24 protein-coding genes are annotated in these 24,790 nt (G+C 62.1%); 8 read left to right on the top strand and 16 right to left on the bottom strand.

What is annotated here, in order from left to right:
* Positions 1 to 76: 76 nt before the first annotated feature.
* The 9 genes from pip to ABDX79_RS14505 all read right to left on the bottom strand — a co-directional run bounded on the left by pip (position 77) and on the right by ABDX79_RS14505 (position 9,811).
* Positions 77 to 1,027 carry a prolyl aminopeptidase gene (gene pip / locus ABDX79_RS14465; protein ID WP_346221009.1) on the bottom strand — a complete coding sequence of 317 codons (951 nt, stop codon included), beginning with the start codon at positions 1,025 to 1,027 and terminating at the stop codon, positions 77 to 79.
* Between the two features lie 96 nt (positions 1,028 to 1,123).
* Positions 1,124 to 3,349: a xanthine dehydrogenase family protein molybdopterin-binding subunit gene (locus tag ABDX79_RS14470; protein ID WP_346221010.1), complete on the bottom strand. Its 2,226-nt coding sequence runs from the start codon at positions 3,347 to 3,349 to the stop codon at positions 1,124 to 1,126.
* Between the two features lie 5 nt (positions 3,350 to 3,354).
* Positions 3,355 to 4,326: an FAD binding domain-containing protein gene (locus tag ABDX79_RS14475; protein WP_346221011.1), complete on the bottom strand. Its 972-nt coding sequence runs from the start codon at positions 4,324 to 4,326 to the stop codon at positions 3,355 to 3,357.
* A complete protein-coding gene (locus ABDX79_RS14480) occupies positions 4,323 to 4,838 on the bottom strand; it encodes a 2Fe-2S iron-sulfur cluster-binding protein (protein ID WP_463671176.1) in 516 nt (171 codons plus the stop codon). The genes ABDX79_RS14475 and ABDX79_RS14480 overlap by 4 nt, the downstream gene beginning before the upstream one ends.
* Positions 4,839 to 5,099: 261 nt before the next feature.
* Positions 5,100 to 5,681: a DUF447 domain-containing protein gene (locus tag ABDX79_RS14485; protein WP_346221013.1), complete on the bottom strand. Its 582-nt coding sequence runs from the start codon at positions 5,679 to 5,681 to the stop codon at positions 5,100 to 5,102.
* Positions 5,682 to 5,717: 36 nt separating this feature from the next.
* Positions 5,718 to 7,148, bottom strand: a complete 1,431-nt coding sequence (locus ABDX79_RS14490; RefSeq protein WP_346221014.1) for a DUF6513 domain-containing protein — start codon at positions 7,146 to 7,148, stop codon at positions 5,718 to 5,720.
* A gap of 52 nt (positions 7,149 to 7,200) precedes the next feature.
* Positions 7,201 to 7,848: an amino acid kinase family protein gene (locus tag ABDX79_RS14495; RefSeq protein WP_346221015.1), complete on the bottom strand. Its 648-nt coding sequence runs from the start codon at positions 7,846 to 7,848 to the stop codon at positions 7,201 to 7,203.
* 215 nt (positions 7,849 to 8,063) lie between these two features.
* Entirely contained in the window at positions 8,064 to 9,164 is a 1,101-nt protein-coding gene (locus ABDX79_RS14500) for a (5-formylfuran-3-yl)methyl phosphate synthase (RefSeq protein ID WP_346221016.1), read from the bottom strand.
* The gene (locus ABDX79_RS14505; protein WP_346221017.1) at positions 9,161 to 9,811 is read right to left on the bottom strand and encodes a DUF3280 domain-containing protein; all 651 of its coding nucleotides are present in this window, start codon (positions 9,809 to 9,811) and stop codon (positions 9,161 to 9,163) included. Before ABDX79_RS14505 ends, ABDX79_RS14500 begins: the two co-directional genes overlap by 4 nt.
* A gap of 124 nt (positions 9,812 to 9,935) precedes the next feature.
* On the opposite strand from ABDX79_RS14505, the gene ABDX79_RS14510 reads away from it, so the two are divergent.
* The gene (locus tag ABDX79_RS14510) at positions 9,936 to 11,207 is read left to right on the top strand and encodes an ABC transporter substrate-binding protein (RefSeq protein WP_346221018.1); all 1,272 of its coding nucleotides are present in this window, start codon (positions 9,936 to 9,938) and stop codon (positions 11,205 to 11,207) included.
* Between the two features lie 14 nt (positions 11,208 to 11,221).
* Here the strand turns inward: ABDX79_RS14510 and ABDX79_RS14515 are convergent, their stop codons facing one another.
* Complete coding sequence (locus ABDX79_RS14515) at positions 11,222 to 12,403, bottom strand: BaiN/RdsA family NAD(P)/FAD-dependent oxidoreductase (RefSeq protein WP_346221049.1); 1,182 nt, start codon at positions 12,401 to 12,403, stop codon at positions 11,222 to 11,224.
* Positions 12,404 to 12,639: 236 nt separating this feature from the next.
* On the opposite strand from ABDX79_RS14515, the gene ABDX79_RS14520 reads away from it, so the two are divergent.
* On the top strand, positions 12,640 to 13,947 hold the full coding sequence (locus ABDX79_RS14520) for an ABC1 kinase family protein (RefSeq protein WP_346221019.1): 1,308 nt from the start codon (positions 12,640 to 12,642) through the stop codon (positions 13,945 to 13,947).
* Positions 13,948 to 13,972: 25 nt separating this feature from the next.
* On the opposite strand, the gene ABDX79_RS14525 is transcribed toward ABDX79_RS14520, so the two are convergent.
* The 4 genes from ABDX79_RS14525 to ABDX79_RS14540 all read right to left on the bottom strand — a co-directional run bounded on the left by ABDX79_RS14525 (position 13,973) and on the right by ABDX79_RS14540 (position 16,876).
* Positions 13,973 to 14,698 (bottom strand): amino acid ABC transporter ATP-binding protein, encoded by a 726-nt coding sequence (locus ABDX79_RS14525; RefSeq protein WP_346221020.1) that lies wholly within the window; start codon positions 14,696 to 14,698, stop codon positions 13,973 to 13,975.
* On the bottom strand, positions 14,676 to 15,335 hold the full coding sequence (locus tag ABDX79_RS14530) for an amino acid ABC transporter permease (protein ID WP_346221021.1): 660 nt from the start codon (positions 15,333 to 15,335) through the stop codon (positions 14,676 to 14,678). The genes ABDX79_RS14525 and ABDX79_RS14530 overlap by 23 nt, the downstream gene beginning before the upstream one ends.
* A complete protein-coding gene (locus ABDX79_RS14535) occupies positions 15,335 to 16,009 on the bottom strand; it encodes an amino acid ABC transporter permease (protein ID WP_346221022.1) in 675 nt (224 codons plus the stop codon). The genes ABDX79_RS14530 and ABDX79_RS14535 overlap by 1 nt, the downstream gene beginning before the upstream one ends.
* A gap of 72 nt (positions 16,010 to 16,081) precedes the next feature.
* The gene (locus ABDX79_RS14540) at positions 16,082 to 16,876 is read right to left on the bottom strand and encodes a transporter substrate-binding domain-containing protein (RefSeq protein WP_346221023.1); all 795 of its coding nucleotides are present in this window, start codon (positions 16,874 to 16,876) and stop codon (positions 16,082 to 16,084) included.
* Between the two features lie 374 nt (positions 16,877 to 17,250).
* Between ABDX79_RS14540 and ABDX79_RS14545 the strand changes: the two genes are divergently transcribed.
* The 3 genes from ABDX79_RS14545 to ABDX79_RS14555 all read left to right on the top strand — a co-directional run bounded on the left by ABDX79_RS14545 (position 17,251) and on the right by ABDX79_RS14555 (position 20,287).
* Positions 17,251 to 18,717, top strand: coding sequence for a sensor histidine kinase (locus ABDX79_RS14545; RefSeq protein ID WP_346221024.1), 1,467 nt, complete (start codon positions 17,251 to 17,253; stop codon positions 18,715 to 18,717).
* Complete coding sequence (locus tag ABDX79_RS14550) at positions 18,717 to 19,172, top strand: response regulator (protein WP_346221025.1); 456 nt, start codon at positions 18,717 to 18,719, stop codon at positions 19,170 to 19,172. The genes ABDX79_RS14545 and ABDX79_RS14550 overlap by 1 nt, the downstream gene beginning before the upstream one ends.
* Before the next feature lie 98 nt (positions 19,173 to 19,270).
* Positions 19,271 to 20,287, top strand: a complete 1,017-nt coding sequence (locus ABDX79_RS14555; RefSeq protein WP_346221026.1) for a sensor histidine kinase — start codon at positions 19,271 to 19,273, stop codon at positions 20,285 to 20,287.
* 53 nt (positions 20,288 to 20,340) lie between these two features.
* Here the strand turns inward: ABDX79_RS14555 and ABDX79_RS14560 are convergent, their stop codons facing one another.
* Positions 20,341 to 21,051, bottom strand: coding sequence for a VIT1/CCC1 transporter family protein (locus ABDX79_RS14560; RefSeq protein WP_346221027.1), 711 nt, complete (start codon positions 21,049 to 21,051; stop codon positions 20,341 to 20,343).
* A gap of 145 nt (positions 21,052 to 21,196) precedes the next feature.
* A complete protein-coding gene (locus ABDX79_RS14565; protein ID WP_346221028.1) occupies positions 21,197 to 21,433 on the bottom strand; it encodes a type I restriction-modification enzyme R subunit C-terminal domain-containing protein in 237 nt (78 codons plus the stop codon).
* 109 nt (positions 21,434 to 21,542) lie between these two features.
* On the opposite strand from ABDX79_RS14565, the gene ABDX79_RS14570 reads away from it, so the two are divergent.
* From ABDX79_RS14570 to ABDX79_RS14580, 3 genes are all read left to right on the top strand, one after another.
* The gene (locus ABDX79_RS14570; protein WP_346221029.1) at positions 21,543 to 22,559 is read left to right on the top strand and encodes a Bug family tripartite tricarboxylate transporter substrate binding protein; all 1,017 of its coding nucleotides are present in this window, start codon (positions 21,543 to 21,545) and stop codon (positions 22,557 to 22,559) included.
* 176 nt (positions 22,560 to 22,735) lie between these two features.
* Positions 22,736 to 23,239, top strand: a complete 504-nt coding sequence (locus ABDX79_RS14575; RefSeq protein ID WP_346221030.1) for a tripartite tricarboxylate transporter TctB family protein — start codon at positions 22,736 to 22,738, stop codon at positions 23,237 to 23,239.
* A gap of 13 nt (positions 23,240 to 23,252) precedes the next feature.
* The gene (locus tag ABDX79_RS14580; protein WP_346221031.1) at positions 23,253 to 24,785 is read left to right on the top strand and encodes a tripartite tricarboxylate transporter permease; all 1,533 of its coding nucleotides are present in this window, start codon (positions 23,253 to 23,255) and stop codon (positions 24,783 to 24,785) included.
* Positions 24,786 to 24,790 lie beyond the last annotated feature (5 nt).

Here is a 24,790-nt window from a genome sequence, read left to right on the forward strand (position 1 = left end):
CGGTTCCCGCGACACAACGTCAAACACTTAGCCGGGGCCGCTTCCTATGGCTCTTCTCGTTTGAAGTCGGACGATTTTACTCGGCGAACCGGTCCGTCGTCTCGATCAGCTTGTCGAGGATACCCGGTTCGTCGAAGGCGTGGCCGGCCCCCTCGACCAGATGAAACGCGGCATCGGGCCAGGCTTTGGAGAGGGACCAGGCCGAGCGCGCGGGACATGGCATGTCGTAGCGTCCGTGGATGATCGCGCCGGGAATTCCCGAAAGCCTGTGCGCATCGCGCAGGAGCTGCCCTTCCTCCAGCCAGCAGCGATGGGTGAAATAGTGGTTTTCGATGCGCGCGAAAGCGAGCGCGAAATGACCGTCGGAAAAGTGCGCGGCCAGTTCGTCGCTCGGGTGAAGCTTGATCGTGCGCGCCTCCCAGGTGCTCCAGGCCTTCGCCGCGGCCAGCTTTTCGGCCTCGTCCTCGCCCGTCAGTCGCTTTCGATAGGCCGCGATCATGTCACCGCGTTCGGCTTCCGGGATCGGGTCCTGAAAGCGCTCGAACTCATCCGGATACATCTCCGAGACACCGAACTTGTAGTACCAGTCGAGTTCCGCGCTGGTGACGAGATAAACGCCACGAAGCACGAGTTCGCTGACGCGCTCGGGATGGGCTTCGGAATAGGCGAGCGCCAGGGTCGAGCCCCAGGAGCCTCCGAAGACCTGCCACTTTTCGCACCCCATCACCTCGGCACGAAGCTGCTCGATATCGGCGACCAGATGCCATGTCGTGTTGGCGTCGAGCGATGCGTGCGGCGTCGAGCGCCCGCAGCCGCGCTGATCGAACAGCAGAATATCGTAGCGGCCGGGATCGAACACGCGGCGCTGATCGGCATTGCATCCGCCGCCGGGTCCGCCATGCAGGAACACGACCGGCTTGCCGCCCTTCGTGCCGCAGCGCTCCCAATAGACCTGATGGCCATCGCCGACATCAAGCATGCCGGTTTCATAGGGCTGGATCGGCGGATAGAAGGTTCGAAGCGTCATAGGCACCGTCGTCTTGTCGAGGATTCGATAGGAGACGGCATTTACGCAAAAAAAGGGCCGGTTTCCCGACCCTTTTTCAAGTTTCGATGTTTTTACTCACGCAGCCGTCAGATAGTCGTCCGGCAGGCCGGCGAGCACCTTGTCCAGCGTCGCCGGGTAGTCGCGGATGCGCACACCGCAAGCGTTGTAGATCGCATTCGTGATCGCGGCACCGACGCCGGCAATCGCCAGCTCACCGATGCCCTTGCCAGCGAGCGGGCTCGCATGGGGATCACGGTCCTCAAGCAGCACGACATCGAGCTTCGGCACGTCCGCGTGAACCGGCACGTGGTACTCGGCAAGATCGTGATTGACGATCAGGCCGTTGCGCTTGTCGATGACGAGATCTTCCTCGAGCGCGTAACCGATGCCCCAGATCTGGCCACCATAGCACTGTGACGTCGCCGTCTTCTCGTTGAGAATGCGGCCCGCTGCGCCGACAGTCAAAAGACGGCGAATACGGGTTTCGCCCGTCACGACATTGACGCCGACCTCGCAGAAATGCGCGCCGTAGCTCGCCTGGTGAGTCTCCTTGGCCTGCTTGCCCGGCTCGATCTTGCCGGTCACGGAGATCGACTCGCCCTTCAGGATATCCGAGAACGGGATCTGCTTGTTGCCCGAAATGGCATGGCCATCCTTGAGCGTCAGCGTCTCCGCATCGGCGTCGATGCGGCTTGCAAGCTCACGGATAAGGGCGAGCGAAGCGACATAGACGGAGGAGCCGGCCGAGTTCGCACCCCAGGACCCACCCGAGCCCGAAGACGGCGCGTATCGGGAATCACCCAGTTCCACATCCACCATATCGAGCGGCAGGCCGAGCATTTCCGCCGCGATCTGCTGCAGGATTGTATAGGTGCCGGTGCCGATATCCGTCATACCCGTGCGAACCGTCGCACGACCGTCGGCTGCCATCTCGATCTCCGCGGACGACTCCATCAGGTCGTTCTTGCGGCTGGCAGACGCCATCCCGTAACCGATCAACCACTCGCCCTCCCGGCGCGATGCCGGCTTTTGCGGACGATCCGACCACCCGAAGCGTCTCGCACCCTCGTCGATGCAATCCATCAGACGACGCGACGAGAACGGCGTGTCGGTCTGCGGATTGACCTCCGGCTCGTTCATCCGACGAAACTCCACCGGATCGATGCCGAGGCTTTCCGCGAGCTCGTCGAGCGCGCTCTCGGTCGCGAGCATGCCGGTCGCCTCGCCGGGCGCGCGGCAGGCCGAAGCCATCAGGACATCGGTTTCGACGATGTTGTGAGAAACGAGCCTGTCCTTACCCGGATAGAGGAAGACAGACGAGATACCGGATGGCTCGAAGAAGCCGTTGCCCGGGGAATTCGTCGTATCCGTCTCGTGGGCAAAACAGGTGATCTTGCCGGCTTTCGTCGCGCCAATGCGAACCCGCTGCACGGTTTCGCCGCGCCGCGAGGTCGTCTGGAAGACGTTCTGGCGGGTCAGGGCGATCTTGACCGGCTTGCCAATGGCAATGGTCGCATGGGCGGCTAGAATTGCCTCGGGACCGATACCCAGCTTGGAACCGAAACCGCCACCGATATAGGGGCTGTGGACCGTGATCTTGTCTTCATCGATACCCGTGTGCTTGGCCAGCTGGCCCGGCGCGGTCTCGAGAAGCTGATGGGAGGTCCAGACGGTCAGATGGGTGCCATCCCACGTCGCGGTGGTTGCGTGGGGCTCCATCGCCGCTGCCTGATAGGACGGCGTCGTATAGGTCTGGTCAAACTTGACCTCCGCTTCTGCAAAGGCGTGTTCGAAATCGCCGCGCTCTTGAAGCGGCTTCATCGGCATAGAACTCGGCTCACGAACCGTGTGGCGGTCCCTGATGTCGAAACGACCCTCGGTTTCGGAATAGTCCACCTTGACCAGCTTCGACGCGTGGCGCGCTGTCTCGAAGGTGTCGGCGATGACGACCGCAAGCGGCTGGTTGTAGTGAAACACTTCGCCGTCGATGGTCTGAGCAGCCGGAGCCATCGGCTGCGAGGCCGATCGCACGATCTTGTCACCCGAAATGACGGTCAGGACACCGGGGACCGCCTCGGCCGCGCTGGTATCGACCGAGTTGATCTTGCCCTTGGCGATCGTCGCCGGCACGATGAAGCCATAGGCGACATCCTCGCCGCCGAGATGCTCATAGGCGTAGGGCGCGGTGCCCGAGACCTTCAATCGGCCTTCGTAGCGGGGCGTACCCTTGCCGATCACCCCTTGCGTGTTGCGATCGAGGCGCGTCTCGCCGATCGCTTCGTCCATGACGTGCTTGTTCATATCGTTCACGCTCCTTGCGTTGCTTCGGCGAGCACAGAAATGAGGGTGCGCCGCGCGAGCGGGATCTTGAAGTCGTTTTCGCCCTGGCCCTGAGCATCCGCCAAAAGCGCATCCGCTGCGTCTTCGAAGAGTTTGCGCCTCGGCGTTTCGCCGATCAGCATTTTCTCGACCTTCGGATCCCGCCACGGCTTGTGGGCAAGCCCGCCAAAGGCGATGCTGGCCTCGGAAATGGCGTTGCCGTCCGTCTTGATGATCGCCGCCACCGAAACCAGCGCGAAGGCATAGGATGCCCGATCGCGGACCTTGCGATAGACGTGATAGCCGGCCTTCGGATTGGGCAGCCGAATATTGACGATCAGCTCGCCCTCTTTCAGCTCGTTCTCGATATGCGGCGTATCGCCGGGCAGGCGATAGAAGTCCTGGAGCGGGATTTCGCGCTCATGGCCATCCGCCTGCTGAGTCTCGACCACGGCGTCGAGCGCCATCATCGCGACAGCCATGTCGGATGGGTGCGTCGCGATACAGTTGCTCGACTGGCCGAGAATCGCATGGATGCGGTTGAAGCCGCCGATGGCATCGCAGCCCGAGCCCGGCTCGCGCTTGTTGCAGCGGCGCGAGGTCTCGTAGAAATAGCCGCAGCGCGTGCGCTGAAGCAGGTTGCCGCCGGTGGAGGCCTTGTTGCGCAACTGGCCGGACGCACCGGCGAGAAGCGCGCGGGAAAGAACCTCGTAGTTCTTTCGGATGCGCTCGTCGGCCGCGAGGACCGAGTTCGTAACCAGCGCACCGATCTTCAGGCCACCGTCTTCGGTTTCCTTGATCTCATTGAGCGGAAGCCGGGTGATGTCGACGAGTTTCTCCGGCGTCTCCACCTCGAGCTTCATCAGGTCCAGAAGATTGGTGCCGCCAGCGATGTAGCGTCCGCCGAGCGTCCGGGCTTCGCCGACGCTGGTTGCGCGGGAATATTCAAACGGTCTCATGCGGTTTCCTTCGTCTTGCCGGCTGCGGTCTCGATCGCGTCGACGATATTGGGATAGGCCGAGCAACGGCAGATATTGCCGCTCATACGCTCGCGGATTTCATCGCCGGAGAGTTCGGTGCCGGACTTGATGTCTTTGGTGACGTGGCTCGGCCAACCATCGCCAAGCTCGCCGAGCATGCCGACGGCCGAGACGACCTGGCCCGGCGTGCAGTAGCCGCACTGATATCCGTCGTGCTCGACGAAGGCGGCCTGCATCGGATGCAGGTTCTCGGCAGTGCCGAGACCTTCGACGGTGGTGATCGTGTCGTTCTCGTGCATCACCGCGAGGGTGAGGCAGGAGTTGATGCGCCGGCCGTTGACGAGCATCGTGCAGGCACCGCACTGGCCGTGGTCACAGCCCTTCTTGGAGCCGGTGAGTGCAAGATGGTCGCGGCAGGCATCGAGCAGGGACGTACGCGGATCGATATCGAGCGTGTGGTCCTTGCCGTTGATTGAAAGTGTGACGTTCACGGAGAATTCCCTTCGCTTTTCGTGACGCTCCACCCGGCTCGCTTCAGTGGAAGCGGCAAACTGGAATCGTTCGAAGTTGCAGGGAAACTAAGGGGGACGCGAAAAGGTTCGAGGGTGAACACAGTTTTCGTTGAGCGGCGAAACGCCGCCGGGGCGCACGAATGCGATGTTGGAACTGGCGAAACGCTTGGTTCCAGGGCTGAAAACGCAGGTCGATCGGCCCGGAAAAGAACTCTTCGCCAACCTTTTCCTGGTCTCGAATTATCCGCCCGCTTCCATCTCCACGCGCGCCAGATGCTCGATGATCTTTTCGAGAAGCCATCCGAATGCCTGATGCTCGGCCGGGCCGGCGGTCTTGTCGACGGCAATCTTCAGATAGGCGATCTCATCCTCGATCTTTTCCGCGGGCAGCATATGCAGGCGCGAGGCGAGGATAGCGGCTTCGAGAACCGCGGCCTTGGCGCGGTTCATGCCTGTGAAGGGCGCGTGGGTTTGCGAGGAAATCACCTTGCAGCGATAACGCGGGCGCTGTTCGTCCTCTTGGACGTCGACGACTTCGAGAACATCGTGGGACAGGGCCGCCTCGAGGCGAGGAATGTCGCAACCGGCAATTTCCGTCAGCGGCCAGTCCTTCCGGCCGGTCAGGCAGCCGGCGAAGATCAGCGCATCGTCGGTGTAGTTCACGACAGCGCGGCGCGAGGCCTCGATATTTTGAAGTGTGGTCGATGGACGGAACGGCGCGATGATCCAGTGCTCACCCTCCTGAATGATGCCGAGCGGTGCAATATGCACGTCGCCTTCGGCCGATTTCGTCGTCAGCACGCTTTCGCGGATATAGGGCATACCGGTTTCTCTCCCGTCTTGCCGGCAACTCGAACCTTACGACTTCGAACTGCCGTCGTCCGTTTCTGGCTTGGCGTTCGTCTTCGCCTTCAACGTATGCCCGGCCTTTTCCAGGCGGGTCCGGTCTTCTTCGCGGACAACCGCACCGACCCCAAAATCGACCGGATTGTCCTGGGCATAGCGCTTGCCGAGGCTCCAGGCGATCTCCGCCTTCTGCAGTTCCGCGCCGAGATAGAAGGCGTGGCCGATATCCTCGCCCACATCGATATGAGGGAAAAAGTCGAAGGCATCGCGCTCGATGACATGCACGTCGCGATTATAAAGGTGAATGCCGCGCTCGCTCGTCTGGATGCGGTAGTTTCGATCCTTCACATCGGCCGCCATTTCGGCGACCTCTTCCGGCGTCGCGGTGAAGGGTCGGACATCATGGGCCTGCAGAAGACCCGGCGCATAGCCGCGCGGCAGGGCGTTGTCCCGTTTCGCGGCGAACAGCATGCGGCGCGCGAGATCATGCTCGGCAATCGTCCTGCGCGTGTGCGGACTCACATGGACGATCAGCAGATGGCCGATGTCGAGTTCCGAGCAGATGCCGAGCAGCATCGCCGTGATGCCGGACGTATCGGCATCGGTCAGCTCGGTGAGATTGCCGGTCCCCATCAGGATTTCGATGTCGGGGTAGCGCTCGCGGATCTGGTGATAGCGAACCAGCGAGGCGGAAAAGCCGAAATGGATGGGATCGAGGATCGGGTCCGCCATGAAACGGATGCCCATGGCCCGCGCCTTCTCGATGGCGCGGCCAAGGGAGTCCATGTCATGGGGCGCCGCCGGCACGAGCACCGGCATCACGTCGTAACCGTCCGCCAGATCGAGCGTCTCTTCCGTCAGAGAGAGAACGTGGTCGGCGCCAGCAATGATGGCGCGGCGTAATTCGTCCCGATCGGCCGAATCGACGCTGACGGCAAAGCCTTCGGCCTTCAGCGCGACGATCGCGTCTTCCATGTGGGGAAAGGGTGTATCCGGCAGACAACCGAGATCGATGACGTCGGCGCCGTCCGCCCGCATCGGGCGGGCGCGGGCGACGATCTCGTCCACCGAAAGCGCCGAGGCATCGACGATTTCGGAGAAGATCCGCATGGCATTTTGAGTGAGGTCTGGCGGCGGTCCCTTGCGGCCGAGATGGGCCGGCAGGTCGGCGAGTTCGTCCGGCCCGCGCTCGAAAGGAACTCCGAAATGGTCCGACAGCCGATCGAGATCGGCGCGGCAGCGACCGGGCAACATCACGCGGTCGGCTTCGACAGGGGTTTTCAGGCGGCGCTCGATGATGTCGCCGGTCGCGAGCGCTGCGACCTTTACCCCGATATCGGCGATTGCCCAGTCGAATTCGGTCTCACCAAGACCTTCGATCAGGCGTTCGAGCCGGGGGCGGGCCAGATGCCCTGTCAGAAAGAGAATGCGTTCGCGCGCCATGAACCGCTATGTCGGCGAAACGGACCGGTTTGCCAAGCCTTGCGGGCTCGACTCACTCGGCCGCCTGAACCTGACCGACGGGGATTTGAGGAAACTGAATTTCTTGACCGGGGACTTCACCCACCGCAAAGCGCCGAGCCGCCGTTGGGAGATCTGCGGGACCGGCCACAAAGAGCCGGGTGCCATAGGACACCATGGACGGGAATGCGTCATCGACAATGGCCGCGCGAGACAAGACATCGACCGTCGCGTTTTCAGGCACGTCGATGAGTTTGACGAGGCAGAGCTGCCCAGCACCCAGCTGGTGCTGCAACCAAGCTGCAAGAGAATCGGACGTGACCGTCCAGTCTTGAGGGATCTCGCTGGCATTCATCACCATCTCACGCGGACGCCAGACGGGAATCGCGCCCTTTGCGAGCGCGGCCTGAATCTCGTCGATACTTCCTGCCGCCTCGAAGCGCTTGGAAAGGTTCAGGAGAACGCAACCAAACTGCTCCATCGCAAGAACCGACATCTCATGGGCCGTCGCGTCGTCATATCCAAGCTGCGCCTGCATTTTGCGAATGGCGTCGGCAAAAGGACCGCCACCGGGCACGAGGACGGTCGGCTCCGTCGCGTTTTCGATCGCCGCGATCCAGCGCTGAAGATTGGGAGAGCGGACGGAGCTGCCGCCCAGCTTGACCAAAGAAACATGTTTCATTGCAACTTCTCCCTTACGCATCTTGATCTACAAACGTCGCAAGCCTCGCGTGTGTCCGGCAATGACGGCATTGTTACAACACCGTAGTCGGCTAAGAGAAACATTCTTTGACGGTCTTCGCAACGGATCCCAGGAGATGATTTCGAACCGTTGCATGACTTCTCGAAGTGTATCAACAAAAAAACAAAGACTTAGGGCGAAATAGCGCTTCCGGCTTATTGCATTTCGCTCTCAGCGCGCCGGACGATCTCCACGCCCACGGCACCGGGACCAAGCCCGAGCTTTTCGACTCGAACGGTGACCTGACGAACCCGGCGATCCTTCAGCAGCGTTCCGGCAAGCCGTGTCGCGAGCTCTTCCACGAGGACCGTATGGCCCCGTTCGGCCAGAGCGTTGATGGCATCGATTACCACGTCGTAGGAATAGACATCCGCCATGGTTTCGGCGCTGGCGGGAATCGGCTCGACGATCGCTTCCACAGAGAAACGGATGTCCTGGCGGCGTCCGTATTCGTGGGCATAAGCGCCGATTTCCAAGGGAACGACGAGATCCTTCACGAAGACCCGGTCGCCGATGACCGTTTTTACGCTCGAACTCGCACCAGTTGCCGCGGAGGCGCTCTGCTCAGCCGCATCCCATTGCAAAGCGCCGGCGATGAGTGCTGCGATTTCGGCCACGCGGCGCTCGTCGAGCATTGCGTCCCGCCCGCCCGATGTCAACGCGCCCCGGAAGCCGAGAAAATCGGGAGCGAGAGGACCGAGGCGCGGAATATCCGGCACCTCGAGAGAACCGGCGAGCCCCACCGTCAGGTTCCGTTCTCTTCCTCGCGCGACGAAATCCTGAAGCCGCGCGGAGGACAGATGGCGGGTCAGGCCACCGGCGCCTTTCTCCATCGTATCGAGCATCACGCCAGAAAAGCCGCATTGCGCCAGCTTGTCCAGAATGGCGAAATCGGGGTCCTGATCGGCGAAGAGAACGGCAATCAGGAGGCTGCGCTCGCTGAAGTCCGCGGCCGCTTCGACGACCGCTTCGCTCGCCGCTATGCCGGCCGGAAAGAGGCCGATCTTCACGAAATCGGCTTCCAGCCGAGGCTCTATCGCGGCACGAACTGCTTCCGGTTCCATCGGGCAATTGCCCGCGACGGCCGAAACCGGACGGCGGCCGCCGACAGCGGCGATCGTTGCCTCGATCAGCGCCGGCGACACGGCACCAAGCGGTCCGTCGGCCGGGTTCTTCAGGTCTATGATGTCGGCCCCGCCGCGAAGCGCGACGAGCGCTTCATCGGGACCGGAAACGCTGGCGAGGAATCTGATCAAGGCCGGTTCTCGAGCTGTTCCTTGAGGACATTGTCGAAGAGGTAGTCGATGCCGCGCGTCCAGCTTTGATCCGTATTGGAGCGGATATCCGCGCTGCCGCGCGCGATCTGTTGGCCGTTCTCCACATCGTAGACATAGGCGTTGATGTTGAGGATGAGGTTGGACACTTTCTGAACCGTTCCCAGAACCGCGATGTCGGCCCCGAGATCCTTCGCGAAGGTCACGCCGCAATTGCCGCAGGATTGAAGATTGACGCCCGCCACCTTTTCGTCGGCTGCGGACGTATCCAGAATTCTGTATCCCTGCAATGTCGCGATGTCTTCCCGCAGCATCGGCGCCATTTTGGCAAGACGCGCGGTCTCGTCGGGATTTTCACCCATCATGTCGCCTTCGAGGCTGGAATCGATCAGTTCGAAGGGAAAGACCGCGACCGTCTGCGTCTCGCTGGCGGACGCCGCTTCGGCATCGGCGTCGGGAGCTTCGCCCGCTGTAGCTGTGGCTGTCGCTCCCACACCCGCCTTGGTTTCGCTCGCACCATCGCTATTGGCCATCGCAGGCGCGGCAGAGAGAAGCGCCGCCGCGACGACAACGGGAAAAAATCCAGCTTGCCTTGGCGCCAAGGCTTCAAGAACATGACTGAAAACCATGAAAAACTCTCCCGGAGCGGTGCCCACCGCCTCGTGCCATAAGTTTAACGCGCAGAGCGCGGTGATCAAACCGGAACGGCGACGGGCGGAGACGATCAGAGAATGTGGAAAGACGCGTAAAGCCATGGCCATACGATCGATGACCGAGATCACGCGAACCGCGTTGATTTCGACCTCCCTCGCCCTGTCGCTGGCGTTCGGCGCGGGAGCTGCGGCGGCGCAGGAGAGCAGCGAGCCCGCAGCGGCCAGCGAGCCGGCTGCGACAAACAATCAACAGCGGCTTGCCAAGGTCAAGATAGGCTATCTCAGAACCTACGAGCCGACGCTGGCTCTCTCGGTTCTAGATATCCCGCCCGAGGATATCGGCATTGCCGGGGCACGGGTCGGCATCGACGACAACGATACGACCGGCTCGTTCATGGGCCAGAAATTCACGCTCGAATTCGCGACGCTGAAGCCCGGCGAGGATGTTCTGCCTGCGGCCAAGGAGATGCTGGACGCGGGCATCCACTACATCGTCACCGATCTCAACGCCGAGGATACGCTCAAGGTCGCAGATCTCGCGACTGAGAAGAATGCCCTCGTCTTCAATGCGGGCGCCCTTGACACGCGGCTTCGCGACGAGGATTGCCGCGCCAACATGCTTCACACCGCACCCTCCTACGCCATGCTGACGGACGGGCTCGCGCAATATCTCATGTGGAAGCAGTGGCGGAACTGGGCGCTCGTCGCAGGCGAACACGACGAGGACAAGCAGTTCGCCGAAGCCATGAAGCGTTCGGCGACGAAGTTCGGCGGCAATATCGTCGGCGAGAAGACCTTCGAAGATGCGGGCGGCGCGCGAGCCACCGATTCCGGACAGGCGCTTGTCCAGCGTCAGCTTCCGGTCTTCCTGCAGGACCTGCCGGACCACGACGTGCTGCTCGTCGCAGACGAATCCGAGGTCTTCGGGTCCTATGTGCCGTGGCGCACCTGGATACCGCGTCCGGTAGCCGGCACAGCGGGCCTGACGGCAGGATCATGGCATCCGGCCAGCGAGCAATGGGGCGGCGCGCAGATCCAGAACCGGTTCGAGGATGCGTCCGGCCGGCGGATGGAAGCAAAGGACATGCAGGCCTGGACGGCGGTCCGTGTCGTCGGCGAAGCGGCCTCGCGCACCCAGTCCACGGACCCGGCCGTGCTCGACGCGTTCATCAAGTCCGATGACTTCACGGTTGCCGCGTTCAAGGGCCAGCGACTGACATTCCGCGACTGGAACTGGCAGCTGCGCCAGCCGGTGATTCTCGCCACCGAAGATTCCGTCGTCTCGGCCTCGCCGCAGGAAGGCTTCCTGCATCAGGTCTCGAACCTCGATACGCTTGGCCTCGACCGGCCGGAAAGCGCCTGTTCGTTCTGACAATCTGGCGGTCGCTATCCGGCGGCCGCCCTCGCCTTTTCCGCGAGCGCCTTTCCGGCGGCAACGCCCGAAGCCCAGGCCCACTGGAAATTATAGCCGCCAAGCCAGCCGGTGACGTCCACCGCTTCACCGACCGCATAAAGGCCGGGCACCGATTGCGCTTCCATCGTCTTCGACGAAAGGCCGTTCGTGTCGATCCCGCCGGCCGTTACCTCGGCTTTCGCATACCCCTCCGTGCCCGACGGCCGGAAGGTCAGCGCACTCAGGCTCTCCGCGGCGCGTTCGAGATCCGTATCGGCGCAATCGCCAAGGCGCTTGTCGAGATCGATCCGGACCGCCAGGGCATCGGCGAGACGGTTCGGCAGGAATTCCGAAAGCGCTGCCTTGAGGCCGGCCTTGGGCATCGCCCGTCTTGCCGCTTTCAGCCGTTCGAGCGCCGCCGGGTCGAGACAGAGCGAAATCCTCTCGCCCGGTTTCCAATAGGATGAAATCTGCAGGATCGCCGGTCCCGAAAGGCCCTTGTGGGTAAAGAGCACGGCCTCTTCGAAGCTGACATCGCGAACGCTCGCAACCGCCGGACAGGCGATGCCGGAAATCTCCCGGAAGAGCTGCTCGTCCTTGCCGAGCGTCAGCGGCACGAGCGCGGGACGCGGCGCGACGAGATCGAGCCCAAAGCGCTCGGCGATCTCGTAGGCGATCGCCGATGCGCCCATCTTCGGGATCGACGGTCCGCCCGTCGCGATCACGAGGTTCGGTGCATTGTCGCGGCCGAGCGTGAAACGCCCGTCGACATGTCCGATCTCACCAATCTTCGTGCCGAGCCTGATTTCGACGCCGCCGCGTGCGCATTCGGCAAGAAGCATGTCGACGATCTGCCGGGCCGACCCATCGCAGAAAAGCTGGCCCAGCGTCTTTTCGTGCCAAGCGATCTTGTGCTTTTCGACCAGCGCCAGAAAATCCCACTGGGTGTAGCGCTTCAGCGCCGACTTCATGAAATGCCGGTTTTCCGAAAGAAAACAGCCGGGCTCGACATTCATGTTCGTGAAATTGCAGCGCCCGCCGCCGGAGATGAGGATCTTCTTGCCGGCCTCTCTGGCATGGTCGAGGACGAGAACACGCGCCCCTGCCTGGCCCGCCGTCGCGGCCGCCATGAGGCCCGCGCCCCCGGCACCCAGAATGATGACATCGTAATTCATGGCCGCCGGATCGCGTCTTGTCTCGTCATGCGGCCTGCCTTCGCGCAATTTCATCGAGGACGAAAGGTGCCCCCTGCCCCGCAGCGCCAGAATTCCAAGAAGCCGAGCCTCCGGCAAAGGGTCGCAGGTGGGACCCGATCGATGGCAGAGGCAGGCTGACGCGCCATCTAAGCGAGGCATTACACGACGGAACGATGTTGATGGCGCCAAGAGATCGATCTTCGAGAGAGCGGCCCGTGCCGAGCAGCCGGCTTTCCAGGCTGACGCGGTTCGGCGGCATGGCGGGGGGCCTCGCCGGAAACGTTCTGCTTGAAGGGGCCGGGCGGCTTGCCAGCGGACAGCGGCCGCGCCTTTCCGATCTTCTGCTGACCCCCGGCAATGTCCGCAGGGTGACGAACCAGCTTTCCGAACTGCGCGGCGCCGCAATGAAGCTCGGCCAGCTGGTTTCCATGGATGCCGGCGACTTCCTTCCGCCTGAGCTCGCCGAAATCCTGGGTCAGCTGCGGTCCGATGCCGATCCGATGCCAGGGCATCAGCTCGAAGCCGTCCTCTCGCGCAACTGGGGCCGGGACTGGCGCAAGCGGTTCGAATATTTTCAGGATCGTCCCATCGCCGCCGCCTCCATCGGGCAGGTCCACCGCGCCCTGACCCATGACGGCCGGGACCTTGCGATCAAGGTCCAGTATCCCGGTATCGTCCGCTCCATCGACAGCGACGTCGACAACGTGGCGACGCTTCTGAGGATGACCGGTCTCATCCCGCGCCAGCTGGATGTCTCGACGTTGCTGAGCGAAGCCAAGCGCCAGCTTCATGAAGAGGCCGATTACGAACATGAGGCGCAATGCCTCACCCGCTTTCGCGAGTTCCTGAAGGACGATCCGCGCTTTCTCCTGCCAAAGGTGCATGAGGATTTTTCCACCAGTGAAGTTCTCGCGATGAGTTATATCGACAGCGCGCCGATCGAGACGCTCTTCACTGCCGATCAGGCCACACGGGATCGCACCGCTGCCAGCCTCATCGAACTCTCCCTCAAGGAGCTCTTCGTCTTCAGGACGATGCAGACCGACCCCAATCTGGCGAACTTTCGCGTCGAACGGGGTGCAGAGCCAGGGGACGAGCGGATCGTCCTTCTCGATTTCGGTGCGACACGGTCGTTTCCCGAAAAGCTGGTCGAAGACTGCCGCGCCCTGATGCGCGCCGCCCTCGCCGTCGACCGGGAAGGCGCGAACCACGCCCTAAGGGAGCTTGGCCTTATCAGCGACGTCGTGCCGGCTCCCAAACGCGCAAAAATCCTCGATCTTTTCGAACTCGCCGCAGGTCTCCTTAACCGGGGTACGCGGTTCGATTTCGGAGAGGAAGAGATCTTCGAAACGATGCGCGAAGAGGGCATGAAACTTGCCGAGGATCGGCAGGTCTATCTGGTGCCGCCCGTCGACACGCTCTTCCTTCAACGCAAGTTCGGCGGCATCTATCTGATGTGCCTGCGCCTCAAGGCCCGTGTCGATGCGCGTGCGTGTCTCGAAGCGCACGCGAAAGTTAACTGATCGCTCCGCGAGGGATCTCCCGCATTCAATTCAAGCCGATGAACTGTTTCAGCTCCGGCGTTTTCGGCTGCGTGAAGAAAATCTCCGGCGGACCGACTTCGTGCACCTTGCCCTGATGCATGAAGACGACGCGCGAGCAGACGTCGCGGGCAAAGCTCATCTCGTGGGTCACCATCAAAAGCGTCATGCCCTCCGAGGCGAGCTGGCGAACGACAGCAAGAACTTCCGCGACAAGTTCGGGATCGAGCGCGGAGGTGATCTCGTCGCAAAGAAGCGCATCCGGCTTCATCGCAAGGGCGCGGGCGATGGCGACGCGCTGCTGCTGGCCGCCTGACAGCTCTTCCGGATAGGCGTCGAAGCGATGGCCGAGACCCACACGCTCCAGCATTTCGGAGGCGATTGTCCGCGCCTCCTCCTTCGGCGTTTTCTTCACCACGGTCTGGGCGAGCATGACGTTTTGCCCGGCGGTGAGATGGGGAAACAGGTTGAACTGCTGGAAGATCATGCCGACGCGCAGCCGAAGTCTGCGAAGCTGCTTTTCCTCGCTCATTAATTGCGCACCACCCACGCTGATCGATCCGGAATTGATCGTCTCCAGCCCGTTGATGCAGCGAAGCAGGGTCGACTTGCCGGAGCCGCTCTTGCCGATGATGGCGATGACCTCGCCCTTCTCGACGTCGAGATCGATGCCCTTCAAGACCTCGTTGTCGCCGAAGCTCTTCCTCACATCAGTGATTTCGATGAGCGACATTGAGCTTCCTTTCGAGGATCTGGCTCGAATATGAGAGTGGGTAGCAGAGTGCGAAGTAGAACAAGGCGACGAGCCCGTAGACGGTGAAGGGCTCGAAGGTCGCATTGGTGACGATCGTGCCGGCCTTGGTCAGTTCGACGAACCCGATGATCGAGGTGAGTGCGGTGCCCTTGATCACCTGCACGGAAAAGCCGACCGTCGGTGGGACCGCGACCCTGAGCGCCTGCGGCAGAACGACATGACGCATCTGTTCCAGATAACTCATGCCGAGAGAGGCCGAAGCTTCCCATTGCCCCTTTGCGACCGACTGGACGCAGCCGCGCCAGATCTCGCCGAGGAAAGCCGCCGTCCACAGGATCAACGCGACACCGGCCGCGAGCCAGGCGGGAACGTTGATGCCGAAAAGGCCCAGGCCGAAAAAGGCAAGAAACAGCTGCATCAGGAGCGGGGTGCCCTGGAAGAGTTCGATATAGCCTTTCGAGAGAAGCCGGATCGCCTTGTTTTTGGCAATGCGGCCGAAGAGGATAAGAAGCCCCACAAGCCCGCCGCCGATAAACGAGACAAGCGACAGGACGATCGTCCAGCGCACAGCGAGCAGGAGGTTCCGAACGATATCCCAGAGCGTGAATTCGACCATCAGGCAACGCTCCTGCCACGGGGAAAAATGAGAATGCCGAGCAAGGCCATCAGCTGGCGCATGGCGATGGCAAGCAGGAGATAGATGGCGGTCGAAACGAGATAGGCCTCGAAGGCCCGGAAGGTGCGCGACTGGATGAAGTTCGCCGCGAATGTGAGGTCCTCGACGGCGATCTGCGAAACGACCGCGGAACCGAGCATGACGATGACGAGCTGTGAGGAGAGCGCCGGCCAGATGCGCTGGAGCGCGGGCACCAGCACCACATGCCGGAAGGTTTCGATCGGGCTCATGGCAAGGCTCGCACCCGCCTCGAACTGCCCCTTCGACGTCGCCTGAATTCCGGCGCGCACGATCTCGCAGGAATAGGCGCCGAGATTGATGACCATCGCCAGATTGGCCGCCTGCAGCTCACCCAGTTGAAATCCGAGCGCCGGCAGGCCGAAGAAGATGAAGAACAGCTGGACGAGGAAGGGCGTGTTGCGGATCAGCTCGACATAGATGCCGACAACGATCCGCAGCGGCTTGGGTCCCAGTGCCCGCAACCACGCACACAGAATGCCGAGCGAAATTCCAAGAATGCCGCCGATAAAGGTCAGCTCCAGCGTGATCAGCACGCCCTCGACCAGAACCGGCCAGTAAAGGGCGATCCAGTCGAAATTGAAGACATAATTCACGAGAAGACACCCTGCATCCCGGGATTGCTCCCGAAGATGCGGTCGAATGGAAGACTGCGCATGGCGTTTGCCTCAGAGGTTTTGCGGCAGATCCATGCCGAGCCACTTGTCGCTGATCGCGTTCAAGGTGCCATCACTCTTGGCCGTCTCGATGATCGAATTGACCTCTTCCTTGAGAGCAGGCTCGTTCTTGGCTAGGCCGATATAGCAGGGCGAGTCCTTGATCAGGAACAGGGGCTCGGGCTTCTTCGGCGGATTGCGCTCAAGGATCGCGGCGGCAACGACATTGCCCGTCGCAACCACATCGACCTGGCCCGACAGGAAGGCGGAAATCGTGCCGTTGTTGTCCTCGTAGCGCTTGATGGTCGCATCGTCTGGCGCAATCTCCGTCAGCTCCAGATCCTCGATGGACCCGCGCGTGACACCCACCGTGTGGCCGGAGAGATCCTTGGCCGAGGAGACACCAAGATCGGCAGGTCCGAAGACGCCGTTGTAAAAAGGCGCATAGGCTTCGGTGAAATCGATGACGGCCTCGCGCTCGGCATTCTTGCCGAGGCTGGAAATGACGAGATCGACCTTGTTGGTCTGAAGATAGGGAATGCGATTGGCGCTGGTGACGGGAACCAATTCCAGCTTGACGCCCATTTTCTCCGCAATGAGGCCAGCCATATCGATGTCGTATCCCTGAGGTGTCATATCCGTCCCGACACTGCCGAAGGGCGGGAAATCCTGCGGGACGGCGACGCGCAAGGTGCCGCGTTCCTTTATGTCCGAAACGGCATCGGCGCGCGCCGACGAAAGGCCGAAGCCTGCCGATAGTGCTATGGTTGCTGCGGCGATAACAGAGAATAATGAACGGCGTTTCAAAGCATGGTCTCCAAGCGGGGTTTGACAGGAAGCCTCCAAGCAAGGCCCGTGCCAGTGCCTTATCGTTGACGACGACTGGCCATCGCTGACTTCCGGGGCCTAGGCCAACTCTTTCGTGCGCAAAAAATGTGCACGCAAACGATCAGTCAGTGGAAAGCACAGGCAGCTAGAAGCCCACCCGAAAACCGTGGAGCGTAGAGGCCATCACGCGGAAGCGCACGGCCTCCATGATGAGGCACACTGGCCGTAAGTGCTTTTCCTGGAAGCTTAAATGTTCGCAATACGGCAGCACTTATGTTGCAGGTGCGCAATTGCGCACTTATTGAAGGATCGATCAATCTTTCGTCATATTGTAAATTGTCCTTACTAATTCGATGCGCTCCTGGAATAATCTCATCCTTCGGACGTTGACCGCTGGCGGCGTTCTCCTGATCGCGTCTGTCGGCACGACGATCTGGGCCCTCGATAGATCTCAAGATCTTTCCGACAGGGTCATGGATGTGATGGAAGATCAGATTGCGATCAACCAATACCACATCTCCGCAGAGCAGATCGAAACGGCACGGCGCGGCTACATCCTTTCAAGGGATGATCGTTACCTGCCGCTGATCGCGAAACTCCGGGAAAAAGTCGTTCAAAACGAAAAAACGCTCTCGAATACCTTCGAGAAGAACGAGGTCCCGACGGATAAACTGTCTCTCCTCGAGCCGCAGACGGCGAAACTGCTTCAGCTCGTCCAGAAGACCGTGAACGAGGTCAAATCAGGCGCAGCGGATATTTCGTATTCCTACGACCGCGCCACCCAGCCGATCGTTCAGGTCCGCGAAATCGTCGATGCGCTCGCGGCGCGCGAACAGGTCGCGCTCCAGAATGAAATCGACATGCACAAGGGCGCGCACGAGATTGCCTTTGTCATTGTCGGGCTCTGTGCCCTGCTTCTGGTTTTCATGACCATCTTCGTCGTCTGGGTGACGCGAAGAAACCTTATCGCGCTGCGTGAAACAACGGACGAACTCGCCCGCCTCAACGACCATCTGGAGACGGCCGTCGCCGATCGAACGGTCGAACTCAGACGCGCCAATGACGAGATTCAGCGCTTTGCATATATTGTGAGCCACGATCTGCGCTCCCCGCTCGTCAATGTGATGGGATTTACTTCGGAGATGGACGCAGGGGTCACCTCTCTGACAGCGATGCTCGACCGCGTCGAAGCCCAGGCGCCCGATCTCGTCACGAACGACGACAAGTTCGCCCTGCGCGAGGATTTCCCCGAAGCGATCCGGTTCATCCGCGCCTCCACCCAGAAGATGGACCGGCTGATCAACGCTATCCTGCGCCTGTCGCGCGAGGGGCGGCGCCGGATGACGCCCGAGGACATCGACATGAACGAACTGGTGTCGGGCATCGTGGGAAGCCTGCAGCATCGCCTTTCGGAAATCGGGGGTACGGTCGAGATCGAGGACCTGCCGTCAGTTCGCAGCGACCGGGTGGGCCTCGAACAGATCCTCTCCAACCTCATTGAGAACGCGATGAAGTACCGGCATCCCGAACGCCCGTTGATCGTCAGGGTGCGCGGCCGGCGCGAGGACCCGAGAACGGTGTTCGAGGTTTCCGACAATGGGCGCGGGATTGACCCCAAGGATCACGACCGGATCTTCGATCTCTTCCGCCGGTCCGGACTCCAGGACCAGCCCGGCGAGGGGATCGGCCTCGCCCATGTCAGGGCTATCGCCTATCGCCTCGGCGGCGTCATCACATGCGTCTCGGCGCTTGACGAGGGCGCCACGTTCAGTCTTTCGGTCGCGACCGAACTCTCGGAATATGAAGGAAAACCGGCCTGATGAGCAATTCTCGCAGCGTAACCATCGTGATGATCGAGGACGACGAGGGGCATGCGCGCCTGATCGAGAAGAACATCCGTCGTGCCGGCGTGAGCAACGAGATCAAGCACTTCGCTGACGGCACATCCGCGCTCGACTTTCTGATGGACGAAACCGAGGGGCTGAAATCGGGTATGCCGGCCTTGGTCCTGCTCGACCTGAACCTGCCGGATATGAGCGGAACGGATATCCTGCGCCAGCTGAAGGACGTCTCGTCCGGCATTCTTCGGCGCACGCCCGTCGTCGTCCTGACGACCACGGACGATCGCGTGGAGATCCAGCGTTGCTACGATCTTGGCGCCAATGTCTACATCACCAAGCCGGTGAACTACGAAAGCTTCGCCCAGGCCATTCGTCAGCTCGGGCTCTTCCTCTCGGTGATTCAGGTTCCCGAGGAACCGGAAAACGACACGTAACACGACATCCGTTTGATCGCTCCGCGATATCGGATTTCAAGGATGCTCTCGCGCCGCCCGTGCTCCTAACTGACATCAGCCGAACACCCGTATTGGACATGGCCAGAATTCTCTATATCGACGACGACGAAGGCCTGTGCCAGCTCATGCGACGGGCCATGCGTCGGCGCGGCGAAACCATAGAAACGGCGTCGAGCGGACAGGCCGGGCTCGACCTCCTGAAATCGGACAGTTTCGATCTCGTCGCCGTCGACCATTACATGCCCGGCATGGACGGGCTCGACACCCTGAAGGCCATCAGGGAGCTTTCCCATCCGCCACCGGTCGTCTACGTAACCGGTTCGGAGGAAGGCCAGGTCGCGGTTGCCGCGCTGAAGGCGGGCGCTGCCGACTACATCGTCAAGAGCGCGGACGACAATTTCATCGACCTTCTTCAGTCGACGTTCTCGCAGGTTCTGGAAAGCCGCCGGCTCGCCAACGAGAAAGCCGACGCCGAACAACAGCTTCGCGTATCAAATGAGCGGCTCGCAGCGCTTCTGCAGGAGGCCAATCACCGGGTTGCCAACTCGTTGCAGATCGTGTCGTCCCTCGTACGGATGCAGGCGTCGTCAGCTCAAAGCGAGGATGTGCGCGCGGCACTTCGCGATACGGAGCAGCGGATCGCCGCCGTCTCGCAGGTGCATCGTCGCCTTTACAGTTCCGAGAATGTCGGCACGGTGGAAATGTCGGACTATCTGCGCTCCCTGCTGAAGGAGGTCGAGGTCACCTGGTCCGATCCGAAAACGCCGCACCCCGTAGAATTCACGTCCGAGCCGGTCCGACTTCCGACGGATCAGGCGGTCTCGATGGGCGTCCTCGTCAGCGAACTCGTGACCAACAGCTTCAAATACGCCTACCCAGCCGGTACGTCAGGTCCGATCCGCGTCGATCTCAAGGCAAACGGAAGCGGCTTCACACTCAGCGTCGAGGACGAGGGCCAGGGCTTCGAAGAGGGATGCGCGCCCAAGGGAACGGGAACGGGAACGAAACTTCTCAAGGCCATGGCCGTCAGTCTCGGCGCGACAATGTCGCAAGATACCAACGGCTCGGGATGCCGGATCCTCGTCAGAACCTGAGCGCCGATCTCGCCGACGGGCTTCCAAAGCATTGCCTACGAAGAGCCTCGGTTTCAGACATAGGTTCCGAACACCGCGCCGACGAGATAGGTCGCCCCCATCGCGACGATGCCCCAGAAGGCGACCCGAAGGGACGCCTTGACGACGGGCGCACCGCCGCGCCGGGCGCCGAGCGCGCCAAGACCCAGAAGAATCACGAGAGCGACCACGGCAACCACCGGAAGGATCCAGCCCTGGGGCGCAACGATCGCGGCCAGCAAGGGCGGCAGCCCGCCCGATATGAAGGCGATGGCCGAGGCGAACGCGGCCTGGAACGGTCTGGCGGACATTTCATCGCTCAAGCCGATCTCTTCGCGCGCATGGGAGGCGAGCGCATCACTCTGCGTCATTTCCTTTGCCGCCTGACGCGCCGTCTTTTCGCTGAGGCCGCGCGTTCTCAGGATCGCGGTCAGCTCCGCAAGCTCGCGATCCGGGTTCTTCTCGAGCTCAGCGGATTCGCGCGCGAGATCGGCTGCCTCGCTATCGGCCTGCGAACTGACGGACACATATTCGCCTGCCGCCATCGAGAAGGCACCTGCGGCAAGGCCCGCAAGACCGGCAGTGAGGATTTGCCCCGACGAGGAGGCCGCGGCCGCAACGCCGACAATAATACTTGCCGTCGACAAGAGCCCGTCATTGGCTCCGAGCACGGCCGCACGCAGCCAGCCCACACGATTGGCGAAATGCTGTTCTTCGTGCGCCGAAGGCACATCATGGTCCGACATCTGTCACTGTTCCGGCTTGAACGAAAGGAGGCTGCGCATCCCTTAGGCATGGAAATTCGCGAGTGCACAATTCGATCCACCCGTGGATGCTCGATCTGTGGACGAGACCCGCTTCCGAACTATCGCCGGGCGTTCGCGGCCGCGATCACGCCACCGCGCTGTCGTTCAGCCTTCCGATCACTTCGAACAGCCGATCGGTCCGCCTGATGTCGACGACGTTCTCCGGTCCGTGCGGTGCGATGTCGGTGAACGGGCTCTCGTAGAGAAGGCCCGGATCCATCACGCCTTCGGATGTCAGATGCTCGACGATGAGGCCGATGAATTCGATCTGGTCCGCGCTCGCCATGCCACCTGCGTCAGGCGCGTGGGCTCGGTCGGGCAAGATAGTGTTTGCCTTATTTTCTCTGTGATGAGACACCCGGCACGGGAGGGCTTCGTTCGTCGGGCGACGGGGTTCCGATTAAAAGCCCGGGTCTTGCAGGGAGGTAAACTTGAAGACATTGTCAGCCATCACTCTTTCCGCAGCGGCGCTCGCCCTTGTCGCGGTGACGCCCGCGCTCGCGCAGGAATTTCCGACCAAAGAGATCCAAGGCATCATCCAGTGGGGCGCCGGTGGCTCGACCGACACGGTCATGCGCGCGGTGACGCCCAAGGCCGAAGAGGTGCTTGGCCAGTCGATCGTGATGCAGAACGTCACGGGCGGCGTCGGTGCCATCGCGCTGAACCAGGTCGCCAATGCCGAGGCCGACGGCTACACCCTGCTGATGGGTGCCGAAAACCCGATGCTCTACAAGGTGATGGGGCTTGGCCAGAAGGACTATGCGGACTTCATCCCGATCAACATCCTCGCCCGGGGAACGCCCATCCTGGTTGCGGGTCCGGACGCGCCCTTCGACACCTATCCGGCGATGATCGAATACATCAAGGCCAATCCTGACACGGTGCGCTTCGGCTCCACGGGCCCGGGCGGGCTTCCCTCCGTCGTCACCGCGATGATCGAGGACGCCGCCGGCGATCTGCCGGTCACCTTCGTTCCCTATGACGGCGACGGCCCGGCCCTGACGGCTCTCCAGAGCGGTGCGATCGACGTGATGCCGGCCGTGCTGGGTGTCGCGATCGAGGGCGTGCGCGCCGGAAACATGAAGCCGCTCACCGTCTTCTCGAGCGAGCCGATCGAGGACTTGCCCGACACGGCACCGGTCACCGAGACCAATCCGGAATTCGAAAAGTTCCTGCCCTGGGGGCCCTTCTTCGGCATCTTCGTGCCGAACGGAACGCCGGACGAGGCAGTGACGGCGCTGCAGGAGGCCTATAAGACGGCCGCCGCAACGCCGGAATTCGAAGAGCTCATGACCAATCGCGGCTACACCATCATGAACATCTCCGGCGAAGAGGCCGCGAGCTTCATGAAGGACTGGCAGAGCACCACAACCTGGCTCATGCAGGATGCCGGTCTCAACAAGTCCTCGCCGGAAGAGTTCGGCATCCCCAAGCCCGACGGAATGTGATCGCGACCGGCTGACGGACCGTCCCGTGCAGGCCGGCGAGCGATGAGTGACGCTCGCTGGCGCTCGTGCATGGACGCGTCTCGTCGGCTGGGCTGATCGTGCCGGGTCGCCGGCCCTCGACGCCTCTATCATCCGGGCGGCCGCGCGCCGGTCCCGATCTCTCGAAGCGGAGCATCATGCAAGAACCGAGGACGCGTCGGCCGGGTGAAGCGGCGTTTTCCGTCTTTCTCGCGGCCGCCAGCCTGATCCTTTTGTGGAGCGCCTATGGCATTTCCGGCTTCGAGTCGCTCAGTGCGCCGGGTGCCGTTCCGATGGCAACAACCGCCGTGATGGCCGTCACGACCGGGATCATTCTCGCGCGCACCCTCAGGAAGCCGCGCGCCTTAAACGAGACGATCGCGCGGCACATCCTGCCGCCGGCCGTTCTCGTTCTCGGGGCGATGCTGGTCGCCTACGCCTTCCTTCTCAAGCCGCTCGGCTTCCTGCCGACCTCGGCCCTGTTCCTCATCGTCGCGATCAAGCTTCTGGCGCGGCGCGGCTGGCTCTTCACCCTTGCGGTCTCGCTCGTGAGCCTCCTCATCGTCTATGGCCTGTTCCGTCTCGTCTTCACCGTGCTGATGCCGCCGGGCATCGTGCCGGAGGGCGAAATCCTCGCGGTTCTGCGCGGCCTGTTCGGATAAGCGGGGATTTCAGATGGACGCACTTTCGGGCTTCTTCACCGCCTACACCGATCCGGAGCTCCTCGCGCTCGTCGGCATTGGCACCTTCGCCGGCATCTATGTGGGAGCGATCCCGGGGCTGTCGGTCACCATGGCGGTGTCGATCCTCATCTCCTTCACCTTCTCCTGGGACGTCTATCCCGCCATCGCGCTGATGGTGGGCATCTATATGGGCGGCGTCTACGGCGGCTCGCGCACCGCGATCCTCCTCAACATTCCCGGCGCGCCGTCCGCGATCGCGACCGCCCTTGACGGCTATCCCATGGCCCAGCGCGGCGAGGCGGGAACGGCCATCGGCATCACCACAGTGATGAGCTTCATCGGCGGCTTCATCGGCATCTTCGTTCTCGCGGTGGCGGCGCCCTTTGTCTCCGACTTCGCGCTTCTCTTCCAGCCGCGCGACTATCTGCTGCTCGCGGTGCTCGGCCTCCTCCTCGTCGGCTCGCTTTCCGGCGGCTCTCTGCTCAAGGGCATCTTTTCGGGCGCGCTCGGCGTCGCAATCGGGGCGGTCGGCATGGACCCGCTCACCTTCACCGAGCGCTTTACCTTCGGTTCGGCCACGCTGATGGGCGGGATCAGCTTCATCGCGGTGATGATCGGTCTCTTCGGCGTCTCGGAAGCGCTGGCGCAGCTCCATCACGTCTCGACCGCCTCCGTCCGTCAGACGATCACCCGCATCGTCCCCGCGCTCTCGACGGTGAAGAAGCACCTGCCGCTCTCGATCAAGACCTCGGCGATCGGCGTCTTCATCGGGGCGCTTCCCGGCACGGGCGGCGACATCGCCGCGCTGATGGCCTACGACCATGCCAAGCGGTCGACTCGAAACCCCGAGCGCCCCTTTGGCGACGGCGCTATCGAGGGGCTGGTCGCCCCGGAAACGGCAAACAACGCTGCCGTCGGCGGCGCCTTCATCCCGATGATGACCCTCGGCATTCCGGGCGATGCCGTGACCGCCATCATGATCGGCGCACTCTTCATCCACGGGCTCAATCCGGGCCCGATGCTGATGATCGACCGGCCGGAGATGTTCTGGTTCATCGTCGGTGCGCTGACCCTCGCCAACGTCTTCATGGTCGTGCTCGGCCTCACCGGCATCCGGCTCTTCGTGAAGATCGTTGAGATGCCCCGCTCGGTCCTGATTCCGCTGATTATGCTCCTGTCGATCGTCGGGGCCTATGCGGTCAACAATTCGATCGGCGACGTCTACTGGATGCTCGGCTTCGGACTCTTCGGCTATTTCATGAAGCTCTACGGCTATCCGCTCGGCCCGGTGATCCTCGGCGTGATCCTTTCCCGCCTTCTCGACGACAACTGGCGGCGGGCGATCATCATCGAGCGCGGCTCGCTGCCGGATTTCTTCCTCGGCATCCTGACGAGCCCGCTTTCGCTGGCGCTCTTCCTGTCCGCGGTCTTCATTCTACTCTCGCAGACCCCGCCCTGGAAGCGCTGGCGCGCCCGCAAGGATGCGCTGAGGGCGTCGATCGACCCCGCAAGACCGGGCGGCTAGAGCGG

Source organism: Fulvimarina fulva, assembly GCF_039652615.1.
GTDB lineage: Bacteria > Pseudomonadota > Alphaproteobacteria > Rhizobiales > Rhizobiaceae > Fulvimarina.

Coding starts and splice junctions, on each gene's coding strand:
- ABDX79_RS14485 (WP_346221013.1), bottom strand. CDS start 5,681: ATGCCCTATATCCGCGAAAGCGTGCTGACGACGAAATCGGCCGAAGGC.
- ABDX79_RS14515 (WP_346221049.1), bottom strand. CDS start 12,403: ATGAATTACGATGTCATCATTCTGGGTGCCGGGGGCGCGGGCCTCATG.
- ABDX79_RS14510 (WP_346221018.1), top strand. CDS start 9,936: ATGGCCATACGATCGATGACCGAGATCACGCGAACCGCGTTGATTTCG.
- ABDX79_RS14495 (WP_346221015.1), bottom strand. CDS start 7,848: ATGAAACATGTTTCTTTGGTCAAGCTGGGCGGCAGCTCCGTCCGCTCT.
- ABDX79_RS14475 (WP_346221011.1), bottom strand. CDS start 4,326: ATGAGACCGTTTGAATATTCCCGCGCAACCAGCGTCGGCGAAGCCCGG.
- ABDX79_RS14470 (WP_346221010.1), bottom strand. CDS start 3,349: ATGAACAAGCACGTCATGGACGAAGCGATCGGCGAGACGCGCCTCGAT.
- ABDX79_RS14545 (WP_346221024.1), top strand. CDS start 17,251: ATGCGCTCCTGGAATAATCTCATCCTTCGGACGTTGACCGCTGGCGGC.
- pip (WP_346221009.1), bottom strand. CDS start 1,027: ATGACGCTTCGAACCTTCTATCCGCCGATCCAGCCCTATGAAACCGGC.
- ABDX79_RS14530 (WP_346221021.1), bottom strand. CDS start 15,335: ATGGTCGAATTCACGCTCTGGGATATCGTTCGGAACCTCCTGCTCGCT.
- ABDX79_RS14550 (WP_346221025.1), top strand. CDS start 18,717: ATGAGCAATTCTCGCAGCGTAACCATCGTGATGATCGAGGACGACGAG.
- ABDX79_RS14505 (WP_346221017.1), bottom strand. CDS start 9,811: ATGGTTTTCAGTCATGTTCTTGAAGCCTTGGCGCCAAGGCAAGCTGGA.
- ABDX79_RS14555 (WP_346221026.1), top strand. CDS start 19,271: ATGGCCAGAATTCTCTATATCGACGACGACGAAGGCCTGTGCCAGCTC.
- ABDX79_RS14580 (WP_346221031.1), top strand. CDS start 23,253: ATGGACGCACTTTCGGGCTTCTTCACCGCCTACACCGATCCGGAGCTC.
- ABDX79_RS14490 (WP_346221014.1), bottom strand. CDS start 7,148: ATGGCGCGCGAACGCATTCTCTTTCTGACAGGGCATCTGGCCCGCCCC.
- ABDX79_RS14525 (WP_346221020.1), bottom strand. CDS start 14,698: ATGTCGCTCATCGAAATCACTGATGTGAGGAAGAGCTTCGGCGACAAC.
- ABDX79_RS14575 (WP_346221030.1), top strand. CDS start 22,736: ATGCAAGAACCGAGGACGCGTCGGCCGGGTGAAGCGGCGTTTTCCGTC.
- ABDX79_RS14560 (WP_346221027.1), bottom strand. CDS start 21,051: ATGTCGGACCATGATGTGCCTTCGGCGCACGAAGAACAGCATTTCGCC.